Annotated in this window: 25 protein-coding genes; 13 read left to right on the top strand and 12 right to left on the bottom strand. The window is 61.1% G+C overall.

The window, feature by feature from the left end:
- Nucleotides 1-46: 46 nt before the first annotated feature.
- The 4 genes from BM403_RS21715 to cfaB all read left to right on the top strand — a co-directional run bounded on the left by BM403_RS21715 (nucleotide 47) and on the right by cfaB (nucleotide 3,260).
- Nucleotides 47-298: a BufA2 family periplasmic bufferin-type metallophore gene (locus BM403_RS21715; protein ID WP_015886627.1), complete on the top strand. Its 252-nt coding sequence runs from the start codon at nucleotides 47-49 to the stop codon at nucleotides 296-298.
- Nucleotides 299-363: 65 nt separating this feature from the next.
- Complete coding sequence (locus tag BM403_RS21710) at nucleotides 364-1,209, top strand: MNIO family bufferin maturase (RefSeq protein ID WP_046035810.1); 846 nt, start codon at nucleotides 364-366, stop codon at nucleotides 1,207-1,209.
- Nucleotides 1,200-1,988, top strand: a complete 789-nt coding sequence (locus BM403_RS21705) for an HvfC/BufC N-terminal domain-containing protein (protein WP_093544752.1) — start codon at nucleotides 1,200-1,202, stop codon at nucleotides 1,986-1,988. Before BM403_RS21710 ends, BM403_RS21705 begins: the two co-directional genes overlap by 10 nt.
- Nucleotides 1,989-2,075: 87 nt before the next feature.
- Nucleotides 2,076-3,260, top strand: coding sequence for a C17 cyclopropane fatty acid synthase CfaB (cfaB, locus tag BM403_RS21700; RefSeq protein ID WP_093544749.1), 1,185 nt, complete (start codon nucleotides 2,076-2,078; stop codon nucleotides 3,258-3,260).
- A gap of 132 nt (nucleotides 3,261-3,392) precedes the next feature.
- On the opposite strand, the gene cls is transcribed toward cfaB, so the two are convergent.
- Nucleotides 3,393-4,832: a cardiolipin synthase gene (gene cls / locus BM403_RS21695; protein ID WP_015886623.1), complete on the bottom strand. Its 1,440-nt coding sequence runs from the start codon at nucleotides 4,830-4,832 to the stop codon at nucleotides 3,393-3,395.
- 130 nt (nucleotides 4,833-4,962) lie between these two features.
- Between cls and BM403_RS21690 the strand changes: the two genes are divergently transcribed.
- Complete coding sequence (locus tag BM403_RS21690) at nucleotides 4,963-5,484, top strand: DUF3617 domain-containing protein (RefSeq protein WP_015886622.1); 522 nt, start codon at nucleotides 4,963-4,965, stop codon at nucleotides 5,482-5,484.
- A 10-nt stretch (nucleotides 5,485-5,494) separates the two neighbouring features.
- Here BM403_RS21690 and BM403_RS21685 read toward each other — a convergent pair whose 3' ends face one another.
- Genes BM403_RS21685 through folE2 form a run of 7 tightly spaced genes read right to left on the bottom strand, consistent with a single transcriptional unit; the run spans nucleotide 5,495 to nucleotide 11,120 of the window.
- Nucleotides 5,495-6,832, bottom strand: coding sequence for a dihydroorotase (locus tag BM403_RS21685; protein WP_093544746.1), 1,338 nt, complete (start codon nucleotides 6,830-6,832; stop codon nucleotides 5,495-5,497).
- 3 nt (nucleotides 6,833-6,835) lie between these two features.
- On the bottom strand, nucleotides 6,836-7,396 hold the full coding sequence (locus BM403_RS21680) for a gamma carbonic anhydrase family protein (protein WP_034110438.1): 561 nt from the start codon (nucleotides 7,394-7,396) through the stop codon (nucleotides 6,836-6,838).
- Nucleotides 7,393-7,806 (bottom strand): phosphoribosyl-AMP cyclohydrolase, encoded by a 414-nt coding sequence (hisI, locus tag BM403_RS21675; RefSeq protein WP_015886619.1) that lies wholly within the window; start codon nucleotides 7,804-7,806, stop codon nucleotides 7,393-7,395. Before hisI ends, BM403_RS21680 begins: the two co-directional genes overlap by 4 nt.
- Entirely contained in the window at nucleotides 7,803-8,681 is an 879-nt protein-coding gene (locus BM403_RS21670; RefSeq protein WP_015886618.1) for a metal ABC transporter substrate-binding protein, read from the bottom strand. The genes hisI and BM403_RS21670 overlap by 4 nt, the downstream gene beginning before the upstream one ends.
- Nucleotides 8,682-8,692: 11 nt before the next feature.
- A complete protein-coding gene (locus tag BM403_RS21665; protein WP_093544743.1) occupies nucleotides 8,693-9,559 on the bottom strand; it encodes a metal ABC transporter permease in 867 nt (288 codons plus the stop codon).
- Nucleotides 9,559-10,227 (bottom strand): metal ABC transporter ATP-binding protein, encoded by a 669-nt coding sequence (locus BM403_RS21660; protein WP_093544740.1) that lies wholly within the window; start codon nucleotides 10,225-10,227, stop codon nucleotides 9,559-9,561. Before BM403_RS21660 ends, BM403_RS21665 begins: the two co-directional genes overlap by 1 nt.
- Nucleotides 10,224-11,120 carry a GTP cyclohydrolase FolE2 gene (gene folE2 / locus BM403_RS21655; RefSeq protein WP_093544737.1) on the bottom strand — a complete coding sequence of 299 codons (897 nt, stop codon included), beginning with the start codon at nucleotides 11,118-11,120 and terminating at the stop codon, nucleotides 10,224-10,226. The genes BM403_RS21660 and folE2 overlap by 4 nt, the downstream gene beginning before the upstream one ends.
- A 127-nt stretch (nucleotides 11,121-11,247) precedes the next feature.
- Here folE2 and BM403_RS21650 point away from each other — a divergent pair, with 127 nt between their 5' ends.
- Nucleotides 11,248-12,450, top strand: a complete 1,203-nt coding sequence (locus BM403_RS21650) for an N-acetylmuramoyl-L-alanine amidase (protein WP_093544734.1) — start codon at nucleotides 11,248-11,250, stop codon at nucleotides 12,448-12,450.
- Here the strand turns inward: BM403_RS21650 and BM403_RS21645 are convergent.
- Nucleotides 12,447-12,815, bottom strand: a complete 369-nt coding sequence (locus BM403_RS21645; RefSeq protein ID WP_015886613.1) for a hypothetical protein — start codon at nucleotides 12,813-12,815, stop codon at nucleotides 12,447-12,449. The two genes, BM403_RS21650 and BM403_RS21645, sit on opposite strands and share 4 nt — an antisense overlap.
- Before the next feature lie 127 nt (nucleotides 12,816-12,942).
- On the opposite strand from BM403_RS21645, the gene dksA reads away from it, so the two are divergent.
- From dksA to BM403_RS21625, 4 genes are read left to right on the top strand one after another with little or no spacing between them, the layout of a single operon-like run.
- Complete coding sequence (gene dksA / locus BM403_RS21640) at nucleotides 12,943-13,347, top strand: RNA polymerase-binding protein DksA (RefSeq protein ID WP_046035803.1); 405 nt, start codon at nucleotides 12,943-12,945, stop codon at nucleotides 13,345-13,347.
- A 27-nt stretch (nucleotides 13,348-13,374) separates the two neighbouring features.
- Entirely contained in the window at nucleotides 13,375-14,583 is a 1,209-nt protein-coding gene (gene zigA / locus BM403_RS21635) for a zinc metallochaperone GTPase ZigA (RefSeq protein WP_015886611.1), read from the top strand.
- Nucleotides 14,583-15,227, top strand: coding sequence for a DUF1826 domain-containing protein (locus BM403_RS21630; RefSeq protein WP_015886610.1), 645 nt, complete (start codon nucleotides 14,583-14,585; stop codon nucleotides 15,225-15,227). Before zigA ends, BM403_RS21630 begins: the two co-directional genes overlap by 1 nt.
- Nucleotides 15,228-15,271: 44 nt before the next feature.
- A complete protein-coding gene (locus tag BM403_RS21625; protein ID WP_093544731.1) occupies nucleotides 15,272-16,234 on the top strand; it encodes a CobW family GTP-binding protein in 963 nt (320 codons plus the stop codon).
- On the opposite strand, the gene BM403_RS21620 is transcribed toward BM403_RS21625, so the two are convergent.
- Complete coding sequence (locus BM403_RS21620; RefSeq protein ID WP_015886608.1) at nucleotides 16,228-16,623, bottom strand: DUF3301 domain-containing protein; 396 nt, start codon at nucleotides 16,621-16,623, stop codon at nucleotides 16,228-16,230. The two genes, BM403_RS21625 and BM403_RS21620, sit on opposite strands and share 7 nt — an antisense overlap.
- 117 nt (nucleotides 16,624-16,740) lie before the next feature.
- Here BM403_RS21620 and pdxY point away from each other — a divergent pair, with 117 nt between their 5' ends.
- Nucleotides 16,741-17,598: a pyridoxal kinase PdxY gene (gene pdxY, locus BM403_RS21615; protein ID WP_093544728.1), complete on the top strand. Its 858-nt coding sequence runs from the start codon at nucleotides 16,741-16,743 to the stop codon at nucleotides 17,596-17,598.
- Nucleotides 17,599-17,679: 81 nt separating this feature from the next.
- A complete protein-coding gene (locus tag BM403_RS21610; protein WP_015886606.1) occupies nucleotides 17,680-18,708 on the top strand; it encodes a hypothetical protein in 1,029 nt (342 codons plus the stop codon).
- 37 nt (nucleotides 18,709-18,745) lie between these two features.
- Here the strand turns inward: BM403_RS21610 and BM403_RS21605 are convergent, their stop codons facing one another.
- Nucleotides 18,746-19,231 carry an acyl-CoA thioesterase gene (locus BM403_RS21605; protein ID WP_003177014.1) on the bottom strand — a complete coding sequence of 162 codons (486 nt, stop codon included), beginning with the start codon at nucleotides 19,229-19,231 and terminating at the stop codon, nucleotides 18,746-18,748.
- 292 nt (nucleotides 19,232-19,523) lie between these two features.
- Between BM403_RS21605 and BM403_RS21600 the strand changes: the two genes are divergently transcribed.
- A complete protein-coding gene (locus tag BM403_RS21600; protein ID WP_046035799.1) occupies nucleotides 19,524-21,287 on the top strand; it encodes a cation:proton antiporter in 1,764 nt (587 codons plus the stop codon).
- Nucleotides 21,288-21,481: 194 nt separating this feature from the next.
- Here the strand turns inward: BM403_RS21600 and BM403_RS21595 are convergent, their stop codons facing one another.
- The gene (locus BM403_RS21595; RefSeq protein WP_028618538.1) at nucleotides 21,482-21,889 is read right to left on the bottom strand and encodes an SMI1/KNR4 family protein; all 408 of its coding nucleotides are present in this window, start codon (nucleotides 21,887-21,889) and stop codon (nucleotides 21,482-21,484) included.
- Between the last annotated feature and the right edge of the window lie 41 nt (nucleotides 21,890-21,930).

Below are 21,930 nucleotides of genomic sequence, written 5' to 3'. Positions count from 1 at the left end.
CAATTCGTTCAGACCGACCCACCTACTGATCGATGAGGACTACACAATGAACATCAAGAATGCTATGTCCGGTGCTGCCCTGGCTATCGCTGCCGCCACTCTGTTCGCCGGTGTCGCTACCCAGGCACAGGCCGCCGGCGCTACCGTTCATTGCTACGGCGTGACTTCCTGCAAAGGCATGAACGACTGCAAGACCGCTGAAAACGCCTGCAAAGGCCAGGCTGTCTGCAAGGGCCACGGTTTCAAGGCCATGACCCAGGCTGCCTGCGACGCCGCCGGCGGTAAAGTCGGCGAGTAAGTAGAAGCCGAGTGCAACCGCAGCGACGTTCCCCGCCGCTGCGGACACGTTTGCAGGAGTCCATGATGGCCACGTCTCTTCCCTTCCTGGGTTACGGCCTGGGTTTACGCAACGAATACTACGAACAGATCCTTGAACAATCGCCGGCTGTGGATTGGTTCGAGGTGATCTCTGAGAATTACCTGGTCCAGGGCGGTAAAGCCTTGTACTACCTGGACGCGATCGCCGAGCGTTATCCCCTGGTGATGCACGGCGTGTCCCTGTCCATCGGTGGTCCCCATGCCCTCGATACCGATTACCTGAAGCAAATCAAACAGCTCGCCGAGCGAATCCGCCCGGCGTGGGTGTCTGATCACCTGTGCTGGAGTCGCGGCAGCGCGCACCAATTGCACGACCTGCTGCCGCTGCCTTACACCGAAGAAAGTCTCTACCACGTGGCCGCCCGCGTGCGCCAAGTGCAGGACGCGTTGCAGCGCCCGCTGGTACTGGAAAACGTCTCCAGTTATGTGCGCTCCAAGGCGGACGAATTCACTGAGTGGGAATTCCTCAACGCCCTGGCGCATCTGACAGGGTGCCAGTTGTTACTTGACGTCAACAACGTGTATGTCAGCTCGCGCAACCATGGCTTCGATGCCTGGACGTTTATCCGCAACCTGCCACCGCAGAGCATCCGCCAACTGCACCTGGCGGGGCATATGGACTATGGCGACTACGTGGTCGACACCCATGACCACCCGGTATGCGATCCGGTGTGGGCGCTCTATCAGCAGACGCTTGAGCACCTGGGGCCCGTATCGACGCTACTGGAGCGCGACGACCATTTTCCACCCTTTGAAGATCTGCTCACCGAACTGAGCAAGGCCCGTGAACTGGGGGCCATGGCGTTGGCCAGGAGAACGTTATGCGCCTGACCGATTGGCAGTTGGCCTTCGAGCAGCACCTGTTGTCCGAAACGCCAGTGGCCAACAGTGACTTCGCGGCCACCCTGCTGGGCGGGCCGACGCTGGATGTGGATTCGGGCCTGGCGATTTACCACAACGCCTATATCTCGCGGTTGCAGGAGGTTTTGCGGCATGACTTCAATGCCATCCGCTATTGGTTGGGTGATGATGAGTTTGCAACGCTGACCGAGGCCTTTGTGCGCCGTTATACCTCGGCCCACTACAGTCTGCGTTGGCTGGGGGAGCGTTTCCCGGCGTTTATCCTTGAGCATCTGGTGGCGGAGCAAAGTGCGCCGCTGGCGGAACTGGCGCGTTTGGAATGGGCGTTTACCCTGGCGTTTGATGCGCCGCAGGGCGAACCGCTGACGCTGAATGAGATGGCGGTGTTGCCGCCCGAAGCGTGGCCGCTGTTGCAGGTGACCCTGGCGCCGTCGGTGCAGCTGCTGCTGTGCCATTTCAATACCGTAGCGATCTGGCGTGCGAGTAAGGACGCGTCAGCCTTTCCCGCCAGCCAGGCATTGGCTCCGACCGAAGTCTGCCTTGTATGGCGTCATCAGAATGTGTGCCATTACCGTAGCCTTGAGCCTGAAGAGGCCTGCGCCCTGGCGGGGATGGTGACGACCGGCTGGAACTTTGCCGAACTGTGCGCAGCGTTGGCAGTCAGTTACGCAGAGGGTGCGCCACTGCAGGCCGTTACGTGGCTGAAACAGTGGGTCCAGGACGGTTTGCTCGAGCGCCGAGCCCCATAGGAGAGCGCTATCAAATCGATAGCCTCCTACTTTGTCTTGGGATGGTCTACCCTCACAGCAGACGTCTGAAACAAGGGGGGATTACTCATGCTCGCGCAACTTCCACCGGCCTTACAGAATCTTCAGCTACCGCTGCGTCTTCGACTCTGGGACGGCCATGAATTCAACTTGGGCCCCGAGCCCAGTGTGACCATCGTGGTGAAGGACCCCACGGTCGTGTCCCAGCTGACACATCCAACGCTCGATTCACTGGGCGAAGCCTTCGTGGAGGGAAAATTGGAGCTGGAAGGCTCCATTTCCGAGGTCATCCGGGTCTGTGACGAATTGAGCCACGCCCTGATCGAGGATGACGAGGTGAGTCGTCCGGTGCGCTCGATCCACGACAAGGCCACTGACGCAGCAGCCATTTCCTACCATTACGACCTGTCCAACGAGTTCTACCAGCTATGGCTGGATCAGGACATGGCGTACTCCTGCGGTTACTTCGAAACCGGCAGCGAATCCATCGACCAGGCCCAACAAGACAAATTTCGCCACCTGTGCCGCAAACTGCGGCTGCAGCCGGGCGAGTATCTGCTCGACGTCGGCTGTGGCTGGGGCGGGCTGGCACGGTTTGCGGCACGAGAGTTTGGAGTCAGAGTGTTTGGCATCACCCTGAGCAAGGAGCAGTTGGCGCTGGCCCGGGAACGGGTGAAAGCCGAAGGCCTGGAAGACCAGGTGGACCTGCAACTGCTCGACTACCGTGACCTGCCGCAAGACGGTCGTTTCGACAAAGTCGTGAGCGTGGGCATGTTCGAACACGTCGGCCACGCCAACCTGGCGGAGTACTGCAAGACATTGTACGGCGCCGTGCGCGAAGGCGGCCTGGTGATGAACCATGGCATTACCGCCAAGCACACCGATGGCCGCCCGGTAGGCCGTGGCGCCGGGGAGTTTATCGAGCGTTATGTGTTCCCCAACGGCGAGCTGCCGCACCTGGCGATGATGACCGCCGAGATCAGTGAAGTCGGGCTGGAGGTGGTCGACGTCGAAAGCCTGCGCCTGCACTACGCGCGCACGCTGGACCACTGGAGCGAGCGCCTGGAAGACAACCTAGAAGCGGCAGCGACGATGGTGCCGGAGCAAGCGTTGCGTATTTGGCGGCTGTACCTGGCCGGTTGCGCGTACGCGTTTGCACGGGGCTGGATCAACCTGCACCAGATACTGGCGGTGAAACCCCATGCCGATGGCAGCCATGAACTGCCGTGGACGCGGGAAGATATCTACCGCTGAATTTCAACACTGTTGGAGATCCAAATGTGGGAGGGGGCTTGCCCCCGATGACGGTGTGTCAGCTAGCCATCAGGCACTGATCCTCCGCTATCGGGGGCAAGTCCCCTCCCACATAGTTCACCGCGTCGTTTGTCAGAGAATCGGTGATATCAAACGCGCGACCCGCATGCCCAGTTGTTGCAGGCGGCGGGTTTCGCGGCTTTCTTCCTGGCTGACCTCATGGGCCAGGGCAAAGTCGTCGAGCAGCATGTGCTCAACTTCTTTGGCGAAGGCTTCGTCGACCGTCAGCAACATCACTTCGAAATTCAGCCGGAATGAACGGTTGTCCATGTTGGCACTGCCGATGGCGCTGATTTCACTGTCCACCAACACCACCTTCTGATGCAGAAAGCCCGGCGTATAGCGGAACACCCGCACGCCGGCGCGCACCGCTTCGATCGCGTAAAGGCTGGAGGCGGCGTAGACGATGCGGTGGTCGGGCCGCGAGGGCAGCAGCAGGCGCACGTCCACTCCCCGCAACACCGCCAGGCGCAGCGCGGCAAACACGGCTTCGTCGGGGATGAAATACGGGCTGGTGATCCACACGCGCTCGGTCGCCGCGTGGATGGCTTCGACGAAGAACAGTGAGCAGGTTTCATACGGGTCGGCCGGGCCGCTGGCGAGTAATTGGCAGAGCACGCCATCCTCGGGGTAGGCGTCCGGCAGGATCAATGGTGGCAACTCGCGCGCGGCCCAGAACCAGTCTTCGGCAAACGACTCCTGCAAGCACGCCACTACCGGGCCGGTGACCTGCACATGGGTATCGCGCCACGGCGCCAGCGGGGGCTTCTTGCCCAGGTATTCATCGCCGACGTTATGCCCGCCGACAAACCCGGTAATGCCGTCCACCACCACGATTTTGCGGTGGTTACGGAAGTTGACCTGGAAGCGATTGAGCCAGCCGCTGCGGGTGGCGAACGCCTTGACCTGTACACCGGCGTCGCGCAGGGATTGCACGTAGCGATGGGGCAGGGCATGGCTGCCGATGCGGTCATACAACACGTAAATGGCTACGCCTTCGGCGGACTTTTCCTTCAACAAGGCATGTAACTGTCTGCCAAGCTCGTCGTCATGAATGATGAAGAACTGGAAAAGCACGGCTGTCCTGGCGTTGCGAATCGCCTCGAAGATCGCGCTGAACGTGGCATCGCCATTGATCAATAAATGCACTTCATTGTTGGCCAGGCACGGCATGCGGCCCAGCTTGGGCATGGCGCGCAGGGAGGCGTAGGCGCTGGAGTTACGTGCGGCCAGCGCTTCCTCGACCCAAGGCCGCCAGTTCAGCGCGGTGATGGCGGTGTGCATTTCCTGATTGGCCTGGCGACGGGCCTGGATGTAGGCGTCGAACGTGCTGCGGCCGAAAATCAGGTAGGGGATCAACGTGAGGTACGGCATGAACATCAGCGACAAGGCCCAGGCGATCGAGCCTTGGGCGGTCCTGACGGTCAGCACCGCGTGGATCGCGGCGAGTGTCCCGAGAAAGTGCAGCGTGGCGATGAAGTAGGCGAGCAGGTGCGGGCCAAAAAAATCCATGGACGACGGTACTCCAGGCAATCGAGTGCCTAACAGACCATGTTCGCTGACGAATGTCGCTATTTTATTTGCCGTGCAACACTGGCGCCTTCGCGGCGTCTAACGCCAACAATTGCCCAGGAGTTACCCGATGAATGCTCGTCTGCTTGGTTTAGCCATGGTTATTGGTTTGTCGCTGCCCGTGGCAGCACAGGCGCAGATGCTGGCGCCGGGCTTGTGGGAATTGACCACCAGCAATATGAAGGTCGACAACCAGGACCTGCCGGACCTGTCGCTGATCCTCGGTCAACTCAAGCAACAGATGACCCCTGAACAGCGCGCCATGCTGGAAAAACAAGGCATCACCATGGCCGGCAAAGGCGTGCAGGTGTGCCTGACACCGGCGCAGGTCGCGTCCGATTCGATCCCCCTGACCGACCCGCAATCGGGCTGCAAACAGGAAGTCACCGACAAGACCGGTAACCAGTGGAAATTCCGCTTCAGTTGCCCGAAAGCCCAGGGCACCGGCGTCGCTACTTTCCAGAGCCAGAAAGAATTCACCACCACCGTCAACGGCACCTTCAATGCCACCGGTATTCAGCAGAAGGGCAGCCTGGACAGCCATGCCCAGTGGCTGGGTAACGATTGCGGGACGGTCAAGCCTCGCGCTTAACGCAGGCCGCCTAACGCAGGAAATGCAGGGGCAAGCCCTGGCAACTGTCGACCACCTGGCCGTTGTGCCAAGCCAGGTGGCCGGAGACCAGCGTGGTGCTGACGCTGTGGCGAAAGCTGCGCTCGGCAAAAGGCGTCCAGCCGCAGCGCGCCAGGATCGGCTCGCTGCTGACGGGTTTGCCTTCGGGCTCCGGTTTGATCAACACCAGGTCGGCCCAATACCCTTCGCGTAGATAACCCCGATCCGGGATGGCGAACAGGTCGGCCACGCGGTGACTGGTTTTCGCCACCAGGGTCGTCAGCGGTAGCAGCCCATCGGCGACCAGCTCCAACAACGCCGGCAGCGCGTGCTGCACCAGGGGTAAACCCGACGGCGCTTCGCGATAGCCCAACTGTTTTTGCGCCCAGGTATGCGGCGCGTGGTCAGTGCCAATCACATCCAGACGATCACTCAACAAGGCTTGGCGCAGCGCGTCGCGGTCGGCGCGTGTCTTGATTGCCGGGTTGCATTTGATCTGATGACCGAGCCGATGATAATCGCGGTCATCGAACAGCAAATGGTGCACGCAGACCTCGGCCGTGATGCGCTTTTGCGCCAGAGGCTTGTCTTCGAACAACACCAGCTCGCGGGCGCTGGTCAGGTGCAGCACATGCAGGCGTGTGCCGTGGCGCTGGGCCAATTCCACGGCCAGAGAGGACGATCGATAGCACGCTTCGGCATCGCGAATCAGCGGATGGGCCACGGCAGGAATATTGTCGCCAAAGCGCTCACGCAGGCGTTGTTCATTGGCCTGGATACTCGGCGTATGTTCGCAGTGGGCCAGCAGGAGGGTCGGCACTTCAGCGAATAACCGCTCCAGAACCCGTGGATCATCCACCAGCATATTGCCGGTCGAGGCCCCCATGAACACTTTGACGCCGGCCACTTCCCGCGGGTCCAGCGCTGCGACGAGGTCGAGGTTGTCGTTGCTCACGCCAAAGTGAAAGCCATAGTTGGCCACCGAATGCAGGCCCGCGCGACGCTTTTTATCGGCCAGGGCTTGCAAGGTCAGCGTAGCGGGTTGGGTGTTGGGCATATCCATGACGCTGGTGATACCGCCGGCCACGGCCGCCCGGGATTCGCTGTAAAAGCTGCCTTTGTCCGGCGCGCCGGGGTCGCGAAAGTGCACCTGGTCATCGATCATGCCCGGCAGCAGCCATTGGCCCTGGGCGTCGATGGCCAAGGGCGCGTCGCAGCCCTCGATGCTGCTGGCGATCTTCTCGATACGGCCGTTGGCGACCAGCACATCGGCGTCGAATTCCTGGCCTTCGTTCACCAGGCGGGCATTGCGAATCAGCAAGCGGCTCATGGTTCAGAACTCGTTTTGCAGGGCTTTGTAGCCGCGCACCAGATCGACATTGGTGCGTGCCACGTCTTCGGAAAACTCCGAGGCGCTCACACTCACCGGCGGGTATTGCGACAAGTCGGTGTTGGGCCCGATGCGGGTGGTGGAGGGCACGTAGAAGGCGGCGGGCAAATCGCGACCGTCGACCACCGAGTTGTGACGCACCACGCAGCCGTCGCCCACGGCGCAGTTGAACAGCACGCTGTTAAAACCGATGAACACACGGTCGCCGACGGTGCAGGGGCCGTGCACGATGGAACGATGGGCAATGGAGGTGAATTCGCCGATGGTGACCGCCGCGCCGGACTTGGAGTGGATGACCACCCCGTCCTGGATATTGGAGTTGGCGCCGATGGTGATCGGGTCCATGGCGCCGCTGGCATCGACTTCATCGGCACGGATGACGGCGTAGGGGCCGACGAAGACGTTCTCGCCGATGATGACCTTGCCGCAGATGATCGCGGTTTTGTCGACGTAGGCCGATTCGGCAATGACCGGCAGATCGCCGGAAGGGTTTTTGCGGATCATGCAGCGGGCTCCGTAATGATGTAGACGTGGTCGCCGTCGATGGCGTTATAGAAACAGGTGGGGCGGCCGGTGTGACACGCCGGGCCCAGTTGGTTGACGATCAGCAGTACCGCATCGCCGTCGCAATCCAGGCGCGCCTCCACCAACTGCTGCCAGTTGCCCGAGCTTTCGCCCTTGCGCCATAACTGCTGGCGCGAGCGCGACCAGTAGCAGACTTGCCCGGTGAGCAGGGTTTCGTTGAGGGCCCGGCGGTTCATCCAGGCCAGCATCAAGACTTCGCCGCTGCCATGTTGCTGAGCGATGGCGGCCACCAAGCCATCGCTGTTCCACGGCAGGGCATCCAGCACCTGTTCGAGTGGAAAGCGACTGCCGACGGCAGCCCCTTCCAGGTCGAGCATGCTCAAGTTCATGGCTTGCTCAACGCCGCGCACAGCGTGTTGAGGTTGTATTCGAACAGGCCGGTAAAGGTGCTGGCCGGGCCTTCTGCGGCGAGGGCGTCGGAATACAGCGTGCCGCCGATCTGCGCGCCGCTTTCGTCAGCGATCTGCTTGAGCAGGCGCGAATCCTTGATGTTTTCCATGAACACGGCTTTGACTTTATCTTTGCGAATCTGAGTGATCAGCGCGGCGACTTCGGCAGCGGACGGCTCACGTTCGGTGGACAGGCCTTGAGGCGCGAGGAACTCGATGCCATATGCCTGGCCCAGGTAGCCGAAGGCGTCATGGGAGGTGACGATGCGGCGGTTGCCTGGTGGCAACGCGCCGAACTTGGTCTTGGCCTCGGCGAGCAGGCGGTAGATTTCCTTGAGGTAGGCCTGGCTGTTGCGCAGGTAGTCAGCCTTGTTGGCCGGGTCGGCGGCCACCAGCGCCTTAGTGATGTTGTTCACGTAGATTTCGGCGTTGGCCAGGTTGTGCCAGGCGTGTGGGTCGGGGATGGTTTCGCCGTCCTCTTCCATGGTGTGGGAGATCACGCCTTTGCTGGCGGTGACGACCGTGGCCTTGGTTTCGGTGCTGGTCACCAGGCGGTCCAGCCAGGGTTCGAAGCCCAGGCCGTTCTTGATGATGACCTTGGCCTTGAGCAGCGCCTTGGCGTCGTCGGGTGTCGGTTCGTAGGTATGGGCATCGGCGTCGGGGCCGACCATGTTGCTGATCTGGATGTGATCGCCACCGATCTGGTGGGTGATGTCATCCAGGATGCTGAAGCTGGTAACCACCTGGAGCTTGTCTGCGGCCTGAGCCGTCGATAACGACAGGATTAGACTGAACAGCACGAGTAGAGCGCGCATCGGGAAACACCTCATTGGGATGACAGCAAGGGCGGGCGGCGCAGCAAGCCGTGCACCGGACCGAAGACCACGGACAGCAGATACCCGGCGCCCGCCACCAGCACGATGGCCGGGCCGCTCGGCAACGAGTAGTAGAACGACAGCAACAAACCCAGCCATACCGACAGGCATCCCAGCACTGCCGATACTGCGATCAATACCGGCAGGCGCCGGCTCCAGAAGCGTGAAGCGATGGCGGGCAACATCATCAAGCCCACCACCATCAAGGCGCCGATCGCCTGGAAACCGATCACCAGGTTCAGCACCACCAAGGTCAGGAACAACCCATGGGCGAGCGGGCCGAGGCGGCTGACGGTTTGCAGGAACAACGGATCGAGGGTGTCCAGCAGCAACGGTTTATAGATCGCGGCCATCGCGATCAGGCTGAAACCGGAGACCCAGAGCATGCCGGTGAGGGTGGTTTCGTCGACGGCCAGGGCGGAGCCGAACAGCAGGTGTAACAGGTCCAGGCGCTTGCCGGCGATGCCGAGGATCAGTACACCGGCGGCGAGGGAGATGGGGTAGATGGCGGCGAGGCTGGCGTCTTCACGCAGACCGGTGCGGCGGGTGATCCAGGCGGACAGGCCGGCCATGCTCAGACCGGCGCCGAGGCCGCCGATGGTCAGGGCCGGCAGGCTCAGGCCGGCGAACCAGAAGCCAAGGGCAGCGCCGGGCAGGATGCCGTGGGCCACAGCGTCACCGATCAGGCTCATGCGCCGCAGGATCAGAAACACCCCCAGCGGCGCAGTGCTGCCGGCGAGCACCAGGCCGCCGATCAGCGCGCGGCGCATAAAGACGAAGTCGACGAAGGGCATCCACAGGTGGGCGGCAAAGTGCATCAGGCCACCTGCATGTGGGGTTGCGGGCGGATCAGTTCTTTACTGGGCCCGAAGACGCAGCCGGTGTTTTTGATCTGCACCACTTGCTGGGTGTGATGGCGAACGGATGCGAGGTCATGGCAGACAACAATCAGCGTGCGGCCTTGGTCGTGCCAGGCATGGATGTGTTTCCAGCACAGCGCTTGGCCTTCTTCATCCAGCGCGGCGTGGGGTTCGTCGAGCAACAACACCGGCGCTTCGGCCAGGCTCATGCGGGCGAGCAGGGCGCGCTGCAATTCGCCACCGGACAAGGCCATCAACGGGCGGTGCTCCAGGCCGCTGAGGCACCAGTCTTCAAGCACCGCTTCAAGGCGCTGGCTGCGTTGTTGCGGGGTGAGTTGGGTACCCCAGAATCCGGCGGCGACCAGTTCTTGCAGGCTGATGGGGAACTGACGGTCCAGGTGCTGTTGCTGAGGCAGAAACGACAGGCCGCCACGGCGTGGAACATCCACCGAGACTTTACCTGCCAAGGGCTTTTGCAGGCCGGCGATGACTTTGAGCAGGCTGCTTTTACCGGAGCCGTTGGCGCCGATGATGCCGGTGAGGCTGCCTTGTTCCAGGGTGAGATCTATGGCTGGTGTCAGCGGTTGGCCGGGGGCGCCCCAGCGCAAAGCGGTGCAGGTGATCATGCAGGGTTTCTCGTCCAGCGGCTTTCAGCCACGGCATCGTGCGCGTGCAGGCTTTCGGCATGGATCACTTTCAGGTGGAAGGCTTTGACGGCATCCGAGCGTTTCAAGGCGAGGTTCAGGCGGCGGGCGGCGTCTTCGCAGAACATCAAGTTCTGCCCGTTGGCCAGGGCGAAGGCTTGTTCGTCCGCACGTTTTACGGCGGTTTGTACGGCGGTGCCGAGAGCGGCTTCGACGTTGTCGATCAGGTCATTGATGGGCAGGCCGGCTTGGTCACCGTCCAATGTGATCAACAGTTGCGCGCTGCTGCGCTGACTGTGGGGCGTGGCGACGATGCCGTTGGCGCTGCCGAGCCAGGTCAACACGTCCTCATGCCGCAACGGTGTGTCGCCGAAGTCATCAAGAAATTGCTGCTGAATCAACTGCCTGGCGAGTGCAGCAGAGCAAGGGCAGGTTGAGGAATAAGTAACGTCAATTTTTAGTTCCACGTGGAACATCTGGTTTTCCAGACGCGCTTCGATGCTCACCGGATAGCGTTTCCAACCGGCCAGTGGGCTGACCAGCGCCGGGCGTTTGAGGAGTAGATCGGTGTGGATACGCAGGTAGGCGTTATTAGATAAACCTTCATGACTGTCGAGAAAACGCTGCAGTACATTACGCAGAAGTGCAGGCGTAAGCGGCTGCTGGTCGAGCATCTCCAGCGCCAGGTACAGGCGTGACATATGAATGCCACGGGCGGCGCCGTCGTCCAGGCTCACGCCGGCATCGGCGGTGGCGGTCAGGCGTTGGCCGTCGATAAGGATCGGCAGGGCGATGCCGCACATCCCCACCCAGTCGAGTGGCAAGGCTTGGCGTGAAGCCTGCGCGGCGATATCCGGCAGAGTCAGCGCATTCATGAGCAGGTCCATCGTTGGAAATGATTTGACATGTTATAGTATAACAATAGAGTCGACGATGAATATTCTGCTCCTGTCTTTTTTCAGTCATGTCGAGTAGGGACGCTCCTTTATTTGCGGTATTTGTATGCACAGACGTCAGCTCCTTAACCTGCTTCTGGCCAGCCCTCTTTTCACCTTGCCGTTTTCGGCCCACGCCACACAGATACGCAACGCCCGCCTGTGGCGCTCTGACGACAAGCTGCGGCTGGTGTTCGACCTCAGCGGCCCGGTGCAGTACAAGACCTTCACCCTGAGCGCGCCGGAGCGCTTGATCATCGACCTGAGCGGCGCCGGGCTCAGTGGTGATTTCTCTCAGCTGGCGTTGACGAACAGCGGGATCACCTCGATCCGCTCGGGGCATTTCGGCAAGGGCGACACGCGCATCGTGCTCGACCTGGCTGCGCCGATGCAGCTCAACAGCTTTGTGTTGCCGCCCCAGGATGGGCAGGGTCATCGTCTGGTGCTGGATCTGACCAGCGCCACCCTGGCGCCTCGTCAAATAGCGTCGGAGCCCAAGCCCCTGGTGGATAAGGCGCACCCCAAGCGCGACATCATCGTGGTGGTCGATCCCGGCCACGGCGGCAAGGACCCCGGCGCAGTCGGCTCCAAGGGCCAGCGCGAAAAAGACGTGGTGTTGTCCATCGCTCAGCTGTTGGCCAAACGCCTGAAGCGCGAGAAGGGTTTTGACGTGAAGTTGGTGCGCAACGACGACTTCTTCGTGCCGCTGCGCAAACGGGTGGAGATCGCCCACAAGCACAATGCCGACATGTTTATCTCGGTGCATGCGGATGCGGCGCCGCGCATCACCGCGTCGGGTGCTTCGGTGTATGCGTTGTCCGAAGGCGGTGCGACGTCAGCCACCGCACGCTTCATGGCGCAACGAGAAAACGGTGCCGATCTGCTCGGCGCCACCCGTCTGCTCAATCTGAAGGACAAGGACCCGATGTTGGCCGGGGTGATTCTGGATATGTCGATGAACGCCACCATCGCCTCCAGCCTGCAACTCGGCAGCTCGATCCTGGGCAGCCTGGAGGGCATCACCAGCTTGCATCAGAAGCGCGTGGAGCAAGCGGGTTTCGCGGTGCTGAAGTCACCGGACGTGCCGTCGATCCTGGTGGAGACCGGGTTTATCTCCAATGCGCGTGACAGTGCGCGCCTGGTCACCGCGCGGCATCAACAGGCGGTTGCCGATGGCCTGTTCGAAGGCCTGAAAAAATACTTCCAGAAGAACCCGCCGATGAACAGCTACATGGCATGGGTGCAGGAACAGAAGAGCGCCCAGGTCTAACAGCCGGTGATGCGGCTGCAGGTGAATTTGGCGCTGGCGCCACCCGAACTGGAAAACCGGTTAAGGGTGGTCCAGCCCACGCGCCGTGTATAGCCGACCCACGCCTCACCGTCCGACGCCAACCCGGTAAAGAACGTCAGCTGCCCGTAGCGGCTGTTGGTCTGTGCCCAGTAGCGTTTGCCGATTACCTCATACCCACGCAAATACGTGGTGCTGCCGACCGTCGCCACGCTGTAGGCATTGCCCAGTGGGTCGACGCATGCGAGCAGGTTGGCGCTGCGCGTGCAGTTGGCCAGCAGGCTCGGCGCTTGGGCACAGGCAGGTCCTGCCGCAGCCAATAACAGGGCGCACAGCAAATATTTCATCGGGCTTCTCGAGGCAGGGAAGTATTCAAGCATTGCGCCCTTCGTCGTGGTGAGCAAGAGGGGATTGGCTTATTTGCACTGTTATACTATAACATCTAAGCACAGCCTGACCCGTGACCCGCTCCCCATGACCAAACAAGACCTGCTGGCCCAGCCGCCCGCCGACTACATGAACGAAGCCCAACAAGGTTTCTTCCGTGAGTTGCTGCTGACCCAGCGCCATGAGCTGCAAGTGCGTATCGACGCCGAGTTCCTGGCACTGCGCGAGCAGGAAACCAACAGCGACCCGGCCGATGTCGGCAGCGCCGAAGAGCAGCGCCAGTGGCAGCTGCGTCTGCTGGAACGGGAAAAGAAGCTGTTGGACAAGATCGACGATGCCCTCGAATTACTGGCTCGCGGCGAATACGGCTGGTGTCGCGATACGGGTGAGCCCATCGGCCTGCAACGCCTGCTGCTACGTCCCACCGCGACACTCTGTATCGAAGCCAAAGAACGTGAAGAGCTGCGCGAACGCCATAAACGGGCAGTTTGACCGGCCACCCTTGATGAGGAATACCTGATGCCCAACCGTCTCCCCGTTACTGTGTTGTCCGGCTTTCTCGGCGCCGGTAAAAGCACGCTGCTCAATTACGTCCTGCGCAACCGCGAAAACCTGCGGGTGGCGGTGATCGTCAACGACATGAGCGAAATCAACATCGACGGCAGCGAAGTCCAGCGCGACGTCACCCTCAACCGCGCTGAAGAAAAACTGGTGGAGATGAGCAACGGCTGCATCTGCTGCACCTTGCGGGAAGACTTGCTGGAGGAAGTCGGAAAACTCGCCAAGGAAGGTCGGTTCGATTACCTGCTGATCGAGTCCACCGGCATCTCCGAGCCCTTGCCGGTGGCTGAAACCTTCACCTTCCGCGACGAAAACGAGCAAAGCCTGGCCGACATCGCACGTCTGGATACCATGGTCACGGTGGTCGACGGCATGAACTTCCTGCTCGACTACCAGGCCGCCGAAAGCCTCGCCTCCCGGGGTGAAACCCTGGGTGAAGAAGACGAACGCTCCATCACCGACCTGCTGATCGAGCAGATCGAATTCGCCGACGTGATCCTTATCAGCAAGATCGACCTTATCAGCAGCCGCGAGCGTGAAGAGTTGATGGCAATCCTTGAGCGCCTCAACGCCCAGGCGGAAATCATCCCGATGGTGATGGGCGAAGTACCGCTGAACAAGATCCTCAACACTGGCCGATTCGACTTTGAACGCGCCGCGCAGGCCCCGGGCTGGTTGCAGGCGTTGCGGGGTGAACATGTGCCGGAAACCGAAGAGTACGGCATCGCCTCCACCGCTTACCGTGCGCGCCGCCCCTTTCATCCCCAGCGCTTTTTCGACTTTATCGACCGTCCGTGGGTCAACGGCAAACTGCTGCGCTCCAAGGGCTTTTTCTGGCTGGCCAGCAAGCACCAGGATGCAGGCAGTTGGTCTCAGGCGGGCGGCTTGATGCGCCATGGGTTTGCCGGTCGCTGGTGGCGCTTTGTGCCAAAAAGCCAGTGGCCCCAGGATGAGGAAAGCGTCGCGGCGATCATGGGCAACTGGCAACTGAGCACCGGTGACTGTCGCCAGGAACTGGTGTTTATCGGGCAGAACATCGACTTCACCCAGCTGCGCGCCGAGCTGGACGCCTGCCTGCTCGACGATGAAGAAATGGCCCTGGGCGTCGAAGGCTGGCGCCTGCTGGCCGATCCCTTTGGCCCTTGGTATGAGGAGGCAGCCGCCTGATGCTGGCCCCGGTTATTCCCCTGCGTCCCGTGATTCGCCAGACCCGTGGTGAAACTCCGCTGGCGCTGTCCGACATCCTTGAAGACGGCGTCAACCTGGCGGTGTGGCAGCGCCAGTTGCCCCTGCACATCGCCGAGTTCGGCGCCTTGCTGGTAGCGCTCAATGAGCCGTTGGCCGATTCCAGGGTGATTGAGCTCAATAACGAAGACGCCGCGCCCGACTTGCAGGGGCTGGCGTCCAGTTGCCGCGACCTGGAAGGCTACGAAGGCTTTATCGCCGATGTGTCTTGGCTGGTCAGCGCGTTTGCCTGTTTGCTGGGTGCCAAGCGTATCGGCGTGCGCTTGCGCCTGTTGGATAAAGCCATGTGCCCGCGTTTTCACGTCGACCATGTGCCGGTGCGGCTGATCACCACCTATGCCGGGATCGGCAGCCAGTGGTTGCGTGAAGGCGTGATGGACCGTCGCCAGTTGAGCCAGCCGGACGCCGAACCCAGCGACCGAATCGAGCAGCTCCAGTGCGGGGAAGTCGCCCTGCTCAAGGGCACCAAGTGGCATGGCAATGAAGGCCATGGCCTGATTCACCGTTCGCCCGCACTCAAGGCTGACGAACGCCGCTTGATCCTGACACTGGATTGGCTCGCATAACCGCGTAGGATCAAACGCTCTACACGGTCTGAACGATGCTCCTCATGCTGCAGAACATTCCCACTCATGTGATTGCCGGGCCGTTGGGCGCCGGCAAGACCAGCCTCATCAAGCACCTGCTCGCCCAGCGCCCAGCCAACGAGCGCTGGGCCGTGCTGATCAACGAGTTCGGGCAGATCGGCCTGGACGCCGCCTTGCTCACTCAGGATGACGACGGCATTGCCTTGGGCGAAGTCGCTGGCGGCTGCCTGTGCTGTGTGAATGGCGCGCCGTTCCAGGTAGGACTTGGGCGTTTGTTGCGTAAGGCTAAACCCGATCGGTTGTTTATCGAACCGTCAGGCCTGGGCCATCCGGCGCAATTGCTCAAGCAGTTGCGAGAGGCGCCGTGGCAGAACGTGTTGGCAGTGCAGCCCTGTGTGCTGGTGTTGGATGCCCAGGCGCTGGCGGCGGGTAAACCCTTGCCGTCGGCGCAGCAGGAAGCCTTGGCGAGTGCCGGGCTGCTGGTATTGAACAAGGAGGAAGCGCTGGACGCCGCGCAGCGCCACGCCATTGAACAGCAGTTACCGGATTGCCCGTTTTACTGGACCCGGCAGGCGCATTTGCCGCTGGCCCAGTTGCCAGGGCTGAACGCACAGGCGGCTGCGGCTGTGGATAACTTCGAAGTACCCAAGGGGCTGGCGCAGATGCCGGCCATTTGGAGCGATCCCGCGCAACCGATCTGCCTGAGCCAGGAACAAGAGGGCGGCTGGAGCATCGGTTGGCGCTGGCACCCGAGCCAGCAATTCGATGCCCAGCGCCTGCATCATTGGCTGGCAAGCCTTGAGTGGCGCCGCGCCAAGCTGGTTATCCACAGCGCCGAAGGCTGGTTGTCGGCCAACGCTGTGGATAACAGCCCGCTCGCCTGGCAAACCAGCGAATGGCGGCGCGATTCGCGTATCGAATTGATTTTCAGCGACCCACAGGACGTGGCGGCATTGCAGACCGCACTGGCGGCCTGTCGTTACTGACGGTTCTTGGTGCCGTGGTCCTGTCGCCACTGGCTCAGCTCGATCACTTCGGCGCTGGGCAGTGGTGTCTTGATCTCGAACGGGTAGGGCGCCAGTTCGATCTGCGCACTGTGGGCGCCGAATTGGGTGATGGTCCCTGGGTGGCGGGTTTCGCCGGTGACGGTGAATTCAAAGTTGTAGATACGTGCCAGGCGCCGCCGGCCATTGGCATCCTTCACAAACCCGATCCGCTTGAGCGCCACCGCACCGTCGAGCAGTTCAATGTCGAGCTTGGCGCAATGCTGCTTGACCCGCTCCAGCGCGCGCTCGCGCAGGCCGTGGTTGTGCCACACCCAGGCGGCACCGGTCGCCAGCAGCATCAACACGAAGATGTTTCCCAGGGTCAGCATGCGAAAGACTCCAACAAAGTGAGAGCAGCTTAACTGTGTCGCCGGTCTGTCGTATAGGCTGCTTTTAGTCGCATACTGCGCGGCCAGAATTTCAACGGCTTTACGGAAATCCCCCGCATGAAACGCACACCTCATTTGCTTGCGATCCAGTCTCATGTGGTCTTCGGCCACGCCGGAAACAGCGCCGCCGTGTTCCCCATGCAGCGCGTCGGGGTGAACGTGTGGCCGCTGAACACCGTGCAGTTCTCCAACCACACCCAGTATGGCCAGTGGGCGGGTGAAGTGTTGGCGCCGCAGCAGATTCCGGCGTTGGTGGAAGGCATCGCCGCGATCGGCGAGTTGGGCAACTGCGACGCGATTTTGTCCGGCTACCTGGGCAGTGCGGATCAGGGCCGGGCGATCCTGACCGGCGTGGCGCGCATCAAGGCCATCAACCCCAAGGCTTTGTATCTGTGCGACCCGGTGATGGGCCATCCGGAAAAGGGCTGCATCGTGCCCCAGGAAGTCAGCGATTTCCTGCTGGACGAAGCCGCGGCAATGGCCGACTTCCTGTGCCCCAACCAGTTGGAACTGGACAGTTTTGCCGGGCGCAAGCCGCAATCGCTGTTCGATTGCCTGGCCATGGCCAAGGCGTTGCTGGCGCGCGGGCCGAAGGCTGTATTGGTCAAGCATTTGGATTACCCCGGCAAGTTGCCGGATGGTTTCGAAATGCTGCTGGTGACCGCCGAAGGCAGCTGGCACCTGCGCCGGCCGCTGTTGGCGTTTCCGCGTCAGCCGGTGGGCGTCGGCGATTTGACCTCGGGCCTGTTCCTGGCGCGCGTTCTGTTGGCCGCCTTCGAATTCACCGCCGCCGCCGTACACGAAGTGCTGCTGGAAACCCAGGCTTGCGCCAGTTACGAGCTGGAGTTGGTGCGGGCTCAGGATCGCATCGCCCACCCTCGCGTACGTTTCGAAGCGACACCCATCGAGCTGTAGGAATTTTCCTGATTGAGCCAGGCAAAGGGCGTCCGGTACTATCGGGCGCCTTCTAGTCCACTGTGCTTTCAAGGAAGATCCATGTCCCTCGTATTCCCTTCGCCGCGGGCGCTGACCGCCCTGGTGCTGACGTCGTTGCTGGCCGGTTGCAGTGTGAACGGCACTTACCCTGATGCCACTGAGGCTGATGCCGCCAAACTGCGCTTCATCTCTAATACGTCCAATACCACCATCGACGTCTACGACGCTGAGCACTGCATGGGCCAGACCACTGGCATGCTCAACAATATTTTCTTGGTCGATACCCGGCGGCGTGTCGGCATGTCTGTGCCCCCACCGGTCAAGGCCAGAGGCTTGCTGGAGTTCAAGCTGGCACCCGGCAAAGAAACCATGCTGATGATCAACACCAATGGCGGCAGCTATGTCTGCGGCAAATCAATGAGCATCACGCCAAAGGCCGGGGAAGAGTATGAAGTGACCTTCGACATGGAACGGGGCATGTGCACGACCTCGTTTCAGCGCCTGACGCGCTCGGATGGCAAGGATGTGCGCATCCCCCAGCCGATATTCGAGAACGGTATGCCGTCGTGCGCGGGCAAGAGCCCGATATTCGGTAAGGTGATCCCGGCTACGCCACACCGTACCGCGTTGATCAACGCAATCGTTGAAACCCATATGCAGCTCATCACGTTGATGGAGCCTGACACCGCGCAGCGCCCGCAAGCTACCGAAGAGGCGATCGCCGAGCGCAAGGCGAAATTAGGCACATTCACGCCACCTGAGGCCTATTGGGTTCAGTTCCGTCAGAACTATGCACGGGTGAATCAGGAAATGGCTGGCCGCAAGGCGCGTACGCTGGAGCTTTATGAGCGGGTTTACCGCATGCGCCTGAGCGGCACCGAAGATGCGATTCTGGAGCAATGGCAGAACCCGACGGACGCCGCCGTTGTCGAGCGCGTCAAGGCTAACGACAAGTTGATGGCGCAGTACTACACGAACACCAGCAAAGCCGTGATGGTGGACATCGTGAACCATCACATGGAGCGCATGAGCCAGTTGGATCAGCGCTTTGATGTGTGTGCCCACTACGATGGGTGCTGGAGGTTGTAGGAGCGGGCTTGCTCGCTCCTACACGGGGGGGCATGGCCTATAGCGCGTCTGCCTTGATTTCCTGATAGCGCTTTTCCAGCTCCTGACGGATCTGCCGGCGCTGCTGGGCCTGCACGAACCGGCGCTTGTCTTCGCTATTGTGAGGTTGCAGCGGTGGCACGGCGGCCGGTTTTCGCTGGTCGTCCACGGCCACCATGGTGAAGAAGCAACTGTTGGTATGGCGCACCGAGCGTTCGCGGATGTTCTCGGTCACCACCTTGATGCCCACTTCCATCGACGTGTTGCCGGTGTAGTTGACCGATGCGAGGAACGTCACCAGCTCACCGACATGGATCGGCTCGCGAAAGATCACCTGGTCTACCGACAAGGTGACGACATAGCGGCCGGCATAACGGCTCGCGCAGGCGTAGGCCACTTCGTCGAGGTACTTGAGCAGTGTGCCGCCGTGGACATTGCCTGAGAAGTTGGCCATATCAGGGGTCATCAATACCGTCATCGACAGCTGGGCGTTTCCGGGTTCCATAGCACACTCACGGGTTGTAGGCATTGGTTGGGGGCGCACCTCTGCGGGTGCTGGAATCTTTACAGCGCCATCCATAACGGGACGCCGGTAGGCGCCTTGCCGTCACGCGCTCTCCGATCTGTTTCCATATATTGCACCGGCTTTCCGGCGGAAGTCGCGGTGTTAACCTTCAAAAGCCCGTCTCAGGGCATTTCTTACGATCAAGGCAGACTTTTCCTTCCGCACTTTGCGATATTTCAAAGGCGCGGGCGGAAGTGGGAAAAGCGCCAGTACCCTCAAGGAGCCCCTCGCCATGCACGCCATCAGCTTTATCCAGGACTTGGCCGTGATCATGCTGGTGGCAGGGGTTGTCACCATCCTGTTTCACCGCCTCAAGCAGCCAGTGGTGCTGGGCTACATCGTCGCCGGGTTCATCATTGGCCCCCACACCCCACCTTTCGGCCTGATTCACGACGAAGACACCATCAAGACCCTCGCCGAGCTGGGGGTGATCTTCCTGATGTTCTGCCTGGGCCTGGAGTTCAGCCTGCGCAAGCTGTTCAAGGTCGGCGCCACGGCGTTTATCGCAGCCTTCCTGGAAATCATCCTGATGATCTGGATCGGCTACGAGATTGGCCGCTGGTTTGACTGGAACACCATGGACTCGCTGTTCCTCGGCGCAATCCTGGCGATTTCCTCCACCACCATCATCGTCAAGGCGCTTAACGACCTGAAGATGAAAAACCAGCGCTTCGCCCAGCTGATTTTTGGCGTACTGATTGTGGAAGACATCCTCGGCATCGGCATCATCGCCTTGCTGTCGAGCATCGCCGTCAGCGGTACGGTCAGCTCCGGCGAGGTGTTTTCCACGGTCGGCAAGCTCTCGCTGTTCATGATCGTTGCGCTGGTCATCGGTATTTTGCTGGTGCCGAGGCTATTGGCTTACGTGGCCAAGTTCGAAAGCAACGAGATGTTGCTGATCACCGTACTGGGCTTGTGTTTCGGTTTCTGCCTGCTGGTGGTCAAGCTGGAATACAGCATGGTGCTGGGCGCGTTCCTGATCGGCGCAATCATGGCCGAGTCCCGACAGTTGATTAAGATCGAGCGCCTGATCGAGCCGGTTCGCGACATGTTCAGCGCCATCTTCTTTGTGGCCATTGGCTTGATGATCGACCCCCAGATCCTGCTGCAATACGCCTGGCCGATTGCGGTGATCACCGTGGCGGTGGTGCTCGGCAAGATGCTGTCCTGCGGCTTGGGGGCATTTATCGCTGGCAATGATGGCCGGACCTCATTGCGCGTGGGGATGGGGCTGTCACAAATTGGTGAGTTTTCCTTCATCATCGCGGCGCTGGGGATGACGCTGCAGGTGACCAGTGATTTCCTTTATCCCGTCGCCGTGGCGGTTTCAGCGATTACCACGCTGCTCACGCCGTACTTGATTCGCGGCGCTGACCCGCTGTCGCTGAAGATTGCGGCAATCATGCCCAAGCGCATGAGCCGGGTGTTCGGCATGTACGGCGAATGGTTGCGCAGCATCCAGCCTCAGGGCGAGGGCGCCATGTTGGCGTCGATGATCCGCAAGATCATCCTGCAAGTGGGGGTAAACCTGGCGCTGGTGATCGCGATCTTCTTTGCCGGCAGCTTTTTTGCGGCGCGCATCGGTGGGTATCTGGAGGGCTGGATCAGCGATCCAAGCTGGCAGAAGGCGCTGATCTGGGGCGGGGCGTTGCTGTTGTCGCTGCCATTCCTGATCGCGGCGTACCGCAAGCTCAAGGCGCTGTCGATGCTGCTGGCGGAGATGAGCGTGAAGCCGGAAATGGCTGGGCGACACACCCAGCGTGTACGAAGGGTGATCGCGGAACTGATCCCGATCCTCTCGCTGCTGGTGATCTTCCTGCTATTGGCCGCCTTGTCGGCCAGTATCCTGCCGACCAACAAGTTGCTGGTGCTGATCGCCGTCGTCACGGCAGCGGTGGCGGCCGTGCTCTGGCGGTGGTTCATCCGCGTGCATACGCGGATGCAGGTCGCCTTGCTGGAGACCCTGGATAACCACAAGGATACGCCGGAGCACTAAAGTGGGCGGGCCACTTACTGTGGTGAGCGAGCTTTTTTGTGGTGAGCGAGCTTGCTCGCGCTGGGCTGCGTAGCAGGCCCGGTCCAGGCGACGCGTTCTTTCAGGTTTGGCGATGTGAGGCTATGGGGCTGCTACGCAGCCCAGCGCGGGGCAAGCCCGCTCACCACAAAGCCCGCTCACTACAGCAAGCCCGGTCAGCTTTCCAGCCAGACGTCCCGCGCCCAGTGCCACACGGATTCCCAGGTTTCCTCGGTGACGATTTCTTCTTCGCCGGACCACAGCACCACGGTGCCGTCTTCTTCGACGCAATAGTAGTCGTCGCCGTCCTGGCAGATAGGGATCAGGCTGCGATCAACACCGGCATCCCAGGCGTTGGCGGCCACGTCCGGCAGGTAGGTATGGGATTGCGGGTCGGTGACGGTCACCGGCTCCAGGCTGCCGTACACCACATCGCTGACGGTCAGCAAAAATTCACGGAAGACAAACGGGATGTCGATGAACAGTTGTTCCTCGATTTCCACCAGTTGGTCTTCGTCAGGCAGTTCCAGCGGAACCGGAACCGGTTCGTTGGCTTCACGCAATTGTTCGATGATTTCTTCCACGGCCGGGATCCTCTTGCTAGATGGCGCGGTTTATAGGGGCG

Origin of the sequence: Pseudomonas sp. OV546 (genome assembly GCF_900116845.1) — a bacterium.
GTDB lineage: Bacteria > Pseudomonadota > Gammaproteobacteria > Pseudomonadales > Pseudomonadaceae > Aquipseudomonas > Aquipseudomonas petroselini.
This window is presented reverse-complemented; position numbering and strand designations above follow the sequence as displayed.

Excerpts from the sequence above, each read along its gene's own strand:
- hisI (WP_015886619.1), bottom strand. The coding sequence starts at position 7,806 with ATGAACTTGAGCATGCTCGACCTGGAAGGGGCTGCCGTCGGCAGTCGC.
- zigA (WP_015886611.1), top strand. The coding sequence starts at position 13,375 with ATGCCCAACCGTCTCCCCGTTACTGTGTTGTCCGGCTTTCTCGGCGCC.
- cfaB (WP_093544749.1), top strand. The coding sequence starts at position 2,076 with ATGCTCGCGCAACTTCCACCGGCCTTACAGAATCTTCAGCTACCGCTG.
- BM403_RS21630 (WP_015886610.1), top strand. The coding sequence starts at position 14,583 with ATGCTGGCCCCGGTTATTCCCCTGCGTCCCGTGATTCGCCAGACCCGT.
- BM403_RS21645 (WP_015886613.1), bottom strand. The coding sequence starts at position 12,815 with ATGAAATATTTGCTGTGCGCCCTGTTATTGGCTGCGGCAGGACCTGCC.
- BM403_RS21625 (WP_093544731.1), top strand. The coding sequence starts at position 15,272 with ATGCTGCAGAACATTCCCACTCATGTGATTGCCGGGCCGTTGGGCGCC.
- BM403_RS21605 (WP_003177014.1), bottom strand. The coding sequence starts at position 19,231 with ATGGAACCCGGAAACGCCCAGCTGTCGATGACGGTATTGATGACCCCT.
- folE2 (WP_093544737.1), bottom strand. The coding sequence starts at position 11,120 with ATGAATGCGCTGACTCTGCCGGATATCGCCGCGCAGGCTTCACGCCAA.
- BM403_RS21680 (WP_034110438.1), bottom strand. The coding sequence starts at position 7,396 with ATGATCCGCAAAAACCCTTCCGGCGATCTGCCGGTCATTGCCGAATCG.
- BM403_RS21715 (WP_015886627.1), top strand. The coding sequence starts at position 47 with ATGAACATCAAGAATGCTATGTCCGGTGCTGCCCTGGCTATCGCTGCC.
- BM403_RS21610 (WP_015886606.1), top strand. The coding sequence starts at position 17,680 with ATGTCCCTCGTATTCCCTTCGCCGCGGGCGCTGACCGCCCTGGTGCTG.
- BM403_RS21665 (WP_093544743.1), bottom strand. The coding sequence starts at position 9,559 with ATGCACTTTGCCGCCCACCTGTGGATGCCCTTCGTCGACTTCGTCTTT.
- BM403_RS21705 (WP_093544752.1), top strand. The coding sequence starts at position 1,200 with ATGCGCCTGACCGATTGGCAGTTGGCCTTCGAGCAGCACCTGTTGTCC.
- pdxY (WP_093544728.1), top strand. The coding sequence starts at position 16,741 with ATGAAACGCACACCTCATTTGCTTGCGATCCAGTCTCATGTGGTCTTC.
- BM403_RS21620 (WP_015886608.1), bottom strand. The coding sequence starts at position 16,623 with ATGCTGACCCTGGGAAACATCTTCGTGTTGATGCTGCTGGCGACCGGT.
- BM403_RS21660 (WP_093544740.1), bottom strand. The coding sequence starts at position 10,227 with ATGATCACCTGCACCGCTTTGCGCTGGGGCGCCCCCGGCCAACCGCTG.
- cls (WP_015886623.1), bottom strand. The coding sequence starts at position 4,832 with ATGGATTTTTTTGGCCCGCACCTGCTCGCCTACTTCATCGCCACGCTG.
- dksA (WP_046035803.1), top strand. The coding sequence starts at position 12,943 with ATGACCAAACAAGACCTGCTGGCCCAGCCGCCCGCCGACTACATGAAC.
- BM403_RS21600 (WP_046035799.1), top strand. The coding sequence starts at position 19,524 with ATGCACGCCATCAGCTTTATCCAGGACTTGGCCGTGATCATGCTGGTG.
- BM403_RS21710 (WP_046035810.1), top strand. The coding sequence starts at position 364 with ATGGCCACGTCTCTTCCCTTCCTGGGTTACGGCCTGGGTTTACGCAAC.
- BM403_RS21650 (WP_093544734.1), top strand. The coding sequence starts at position 11,248 with ATGCACAGACGTCAGCTCCTTAACCTGCTTCTGGCCAGCCCTCTTTTC.
- BM403_RS21685 (WP_093544746.1), bottom strand. The coding sequence starts at position 6,832 with ATGAGCCGCTTGCTGATTCGCAATGCCCGCCTGGTGAACGAAGGCCAG.
- BM403_RS21670 (WP_015886618.1), bottom strand. The coding sequence starts at position 8,681 with ATGCGCGCTCTACTCGTGCTGTTCAGTCTAATCCTGTCGTTATCGACG.
- BM403_RS21690 (WP_015886622.1), top strand. The coding sequence starts at position 4,963 with ATGAATGCTCGTCTGCTTGGTTTAGCCATGGTTATTGGTTTGTCGCTG.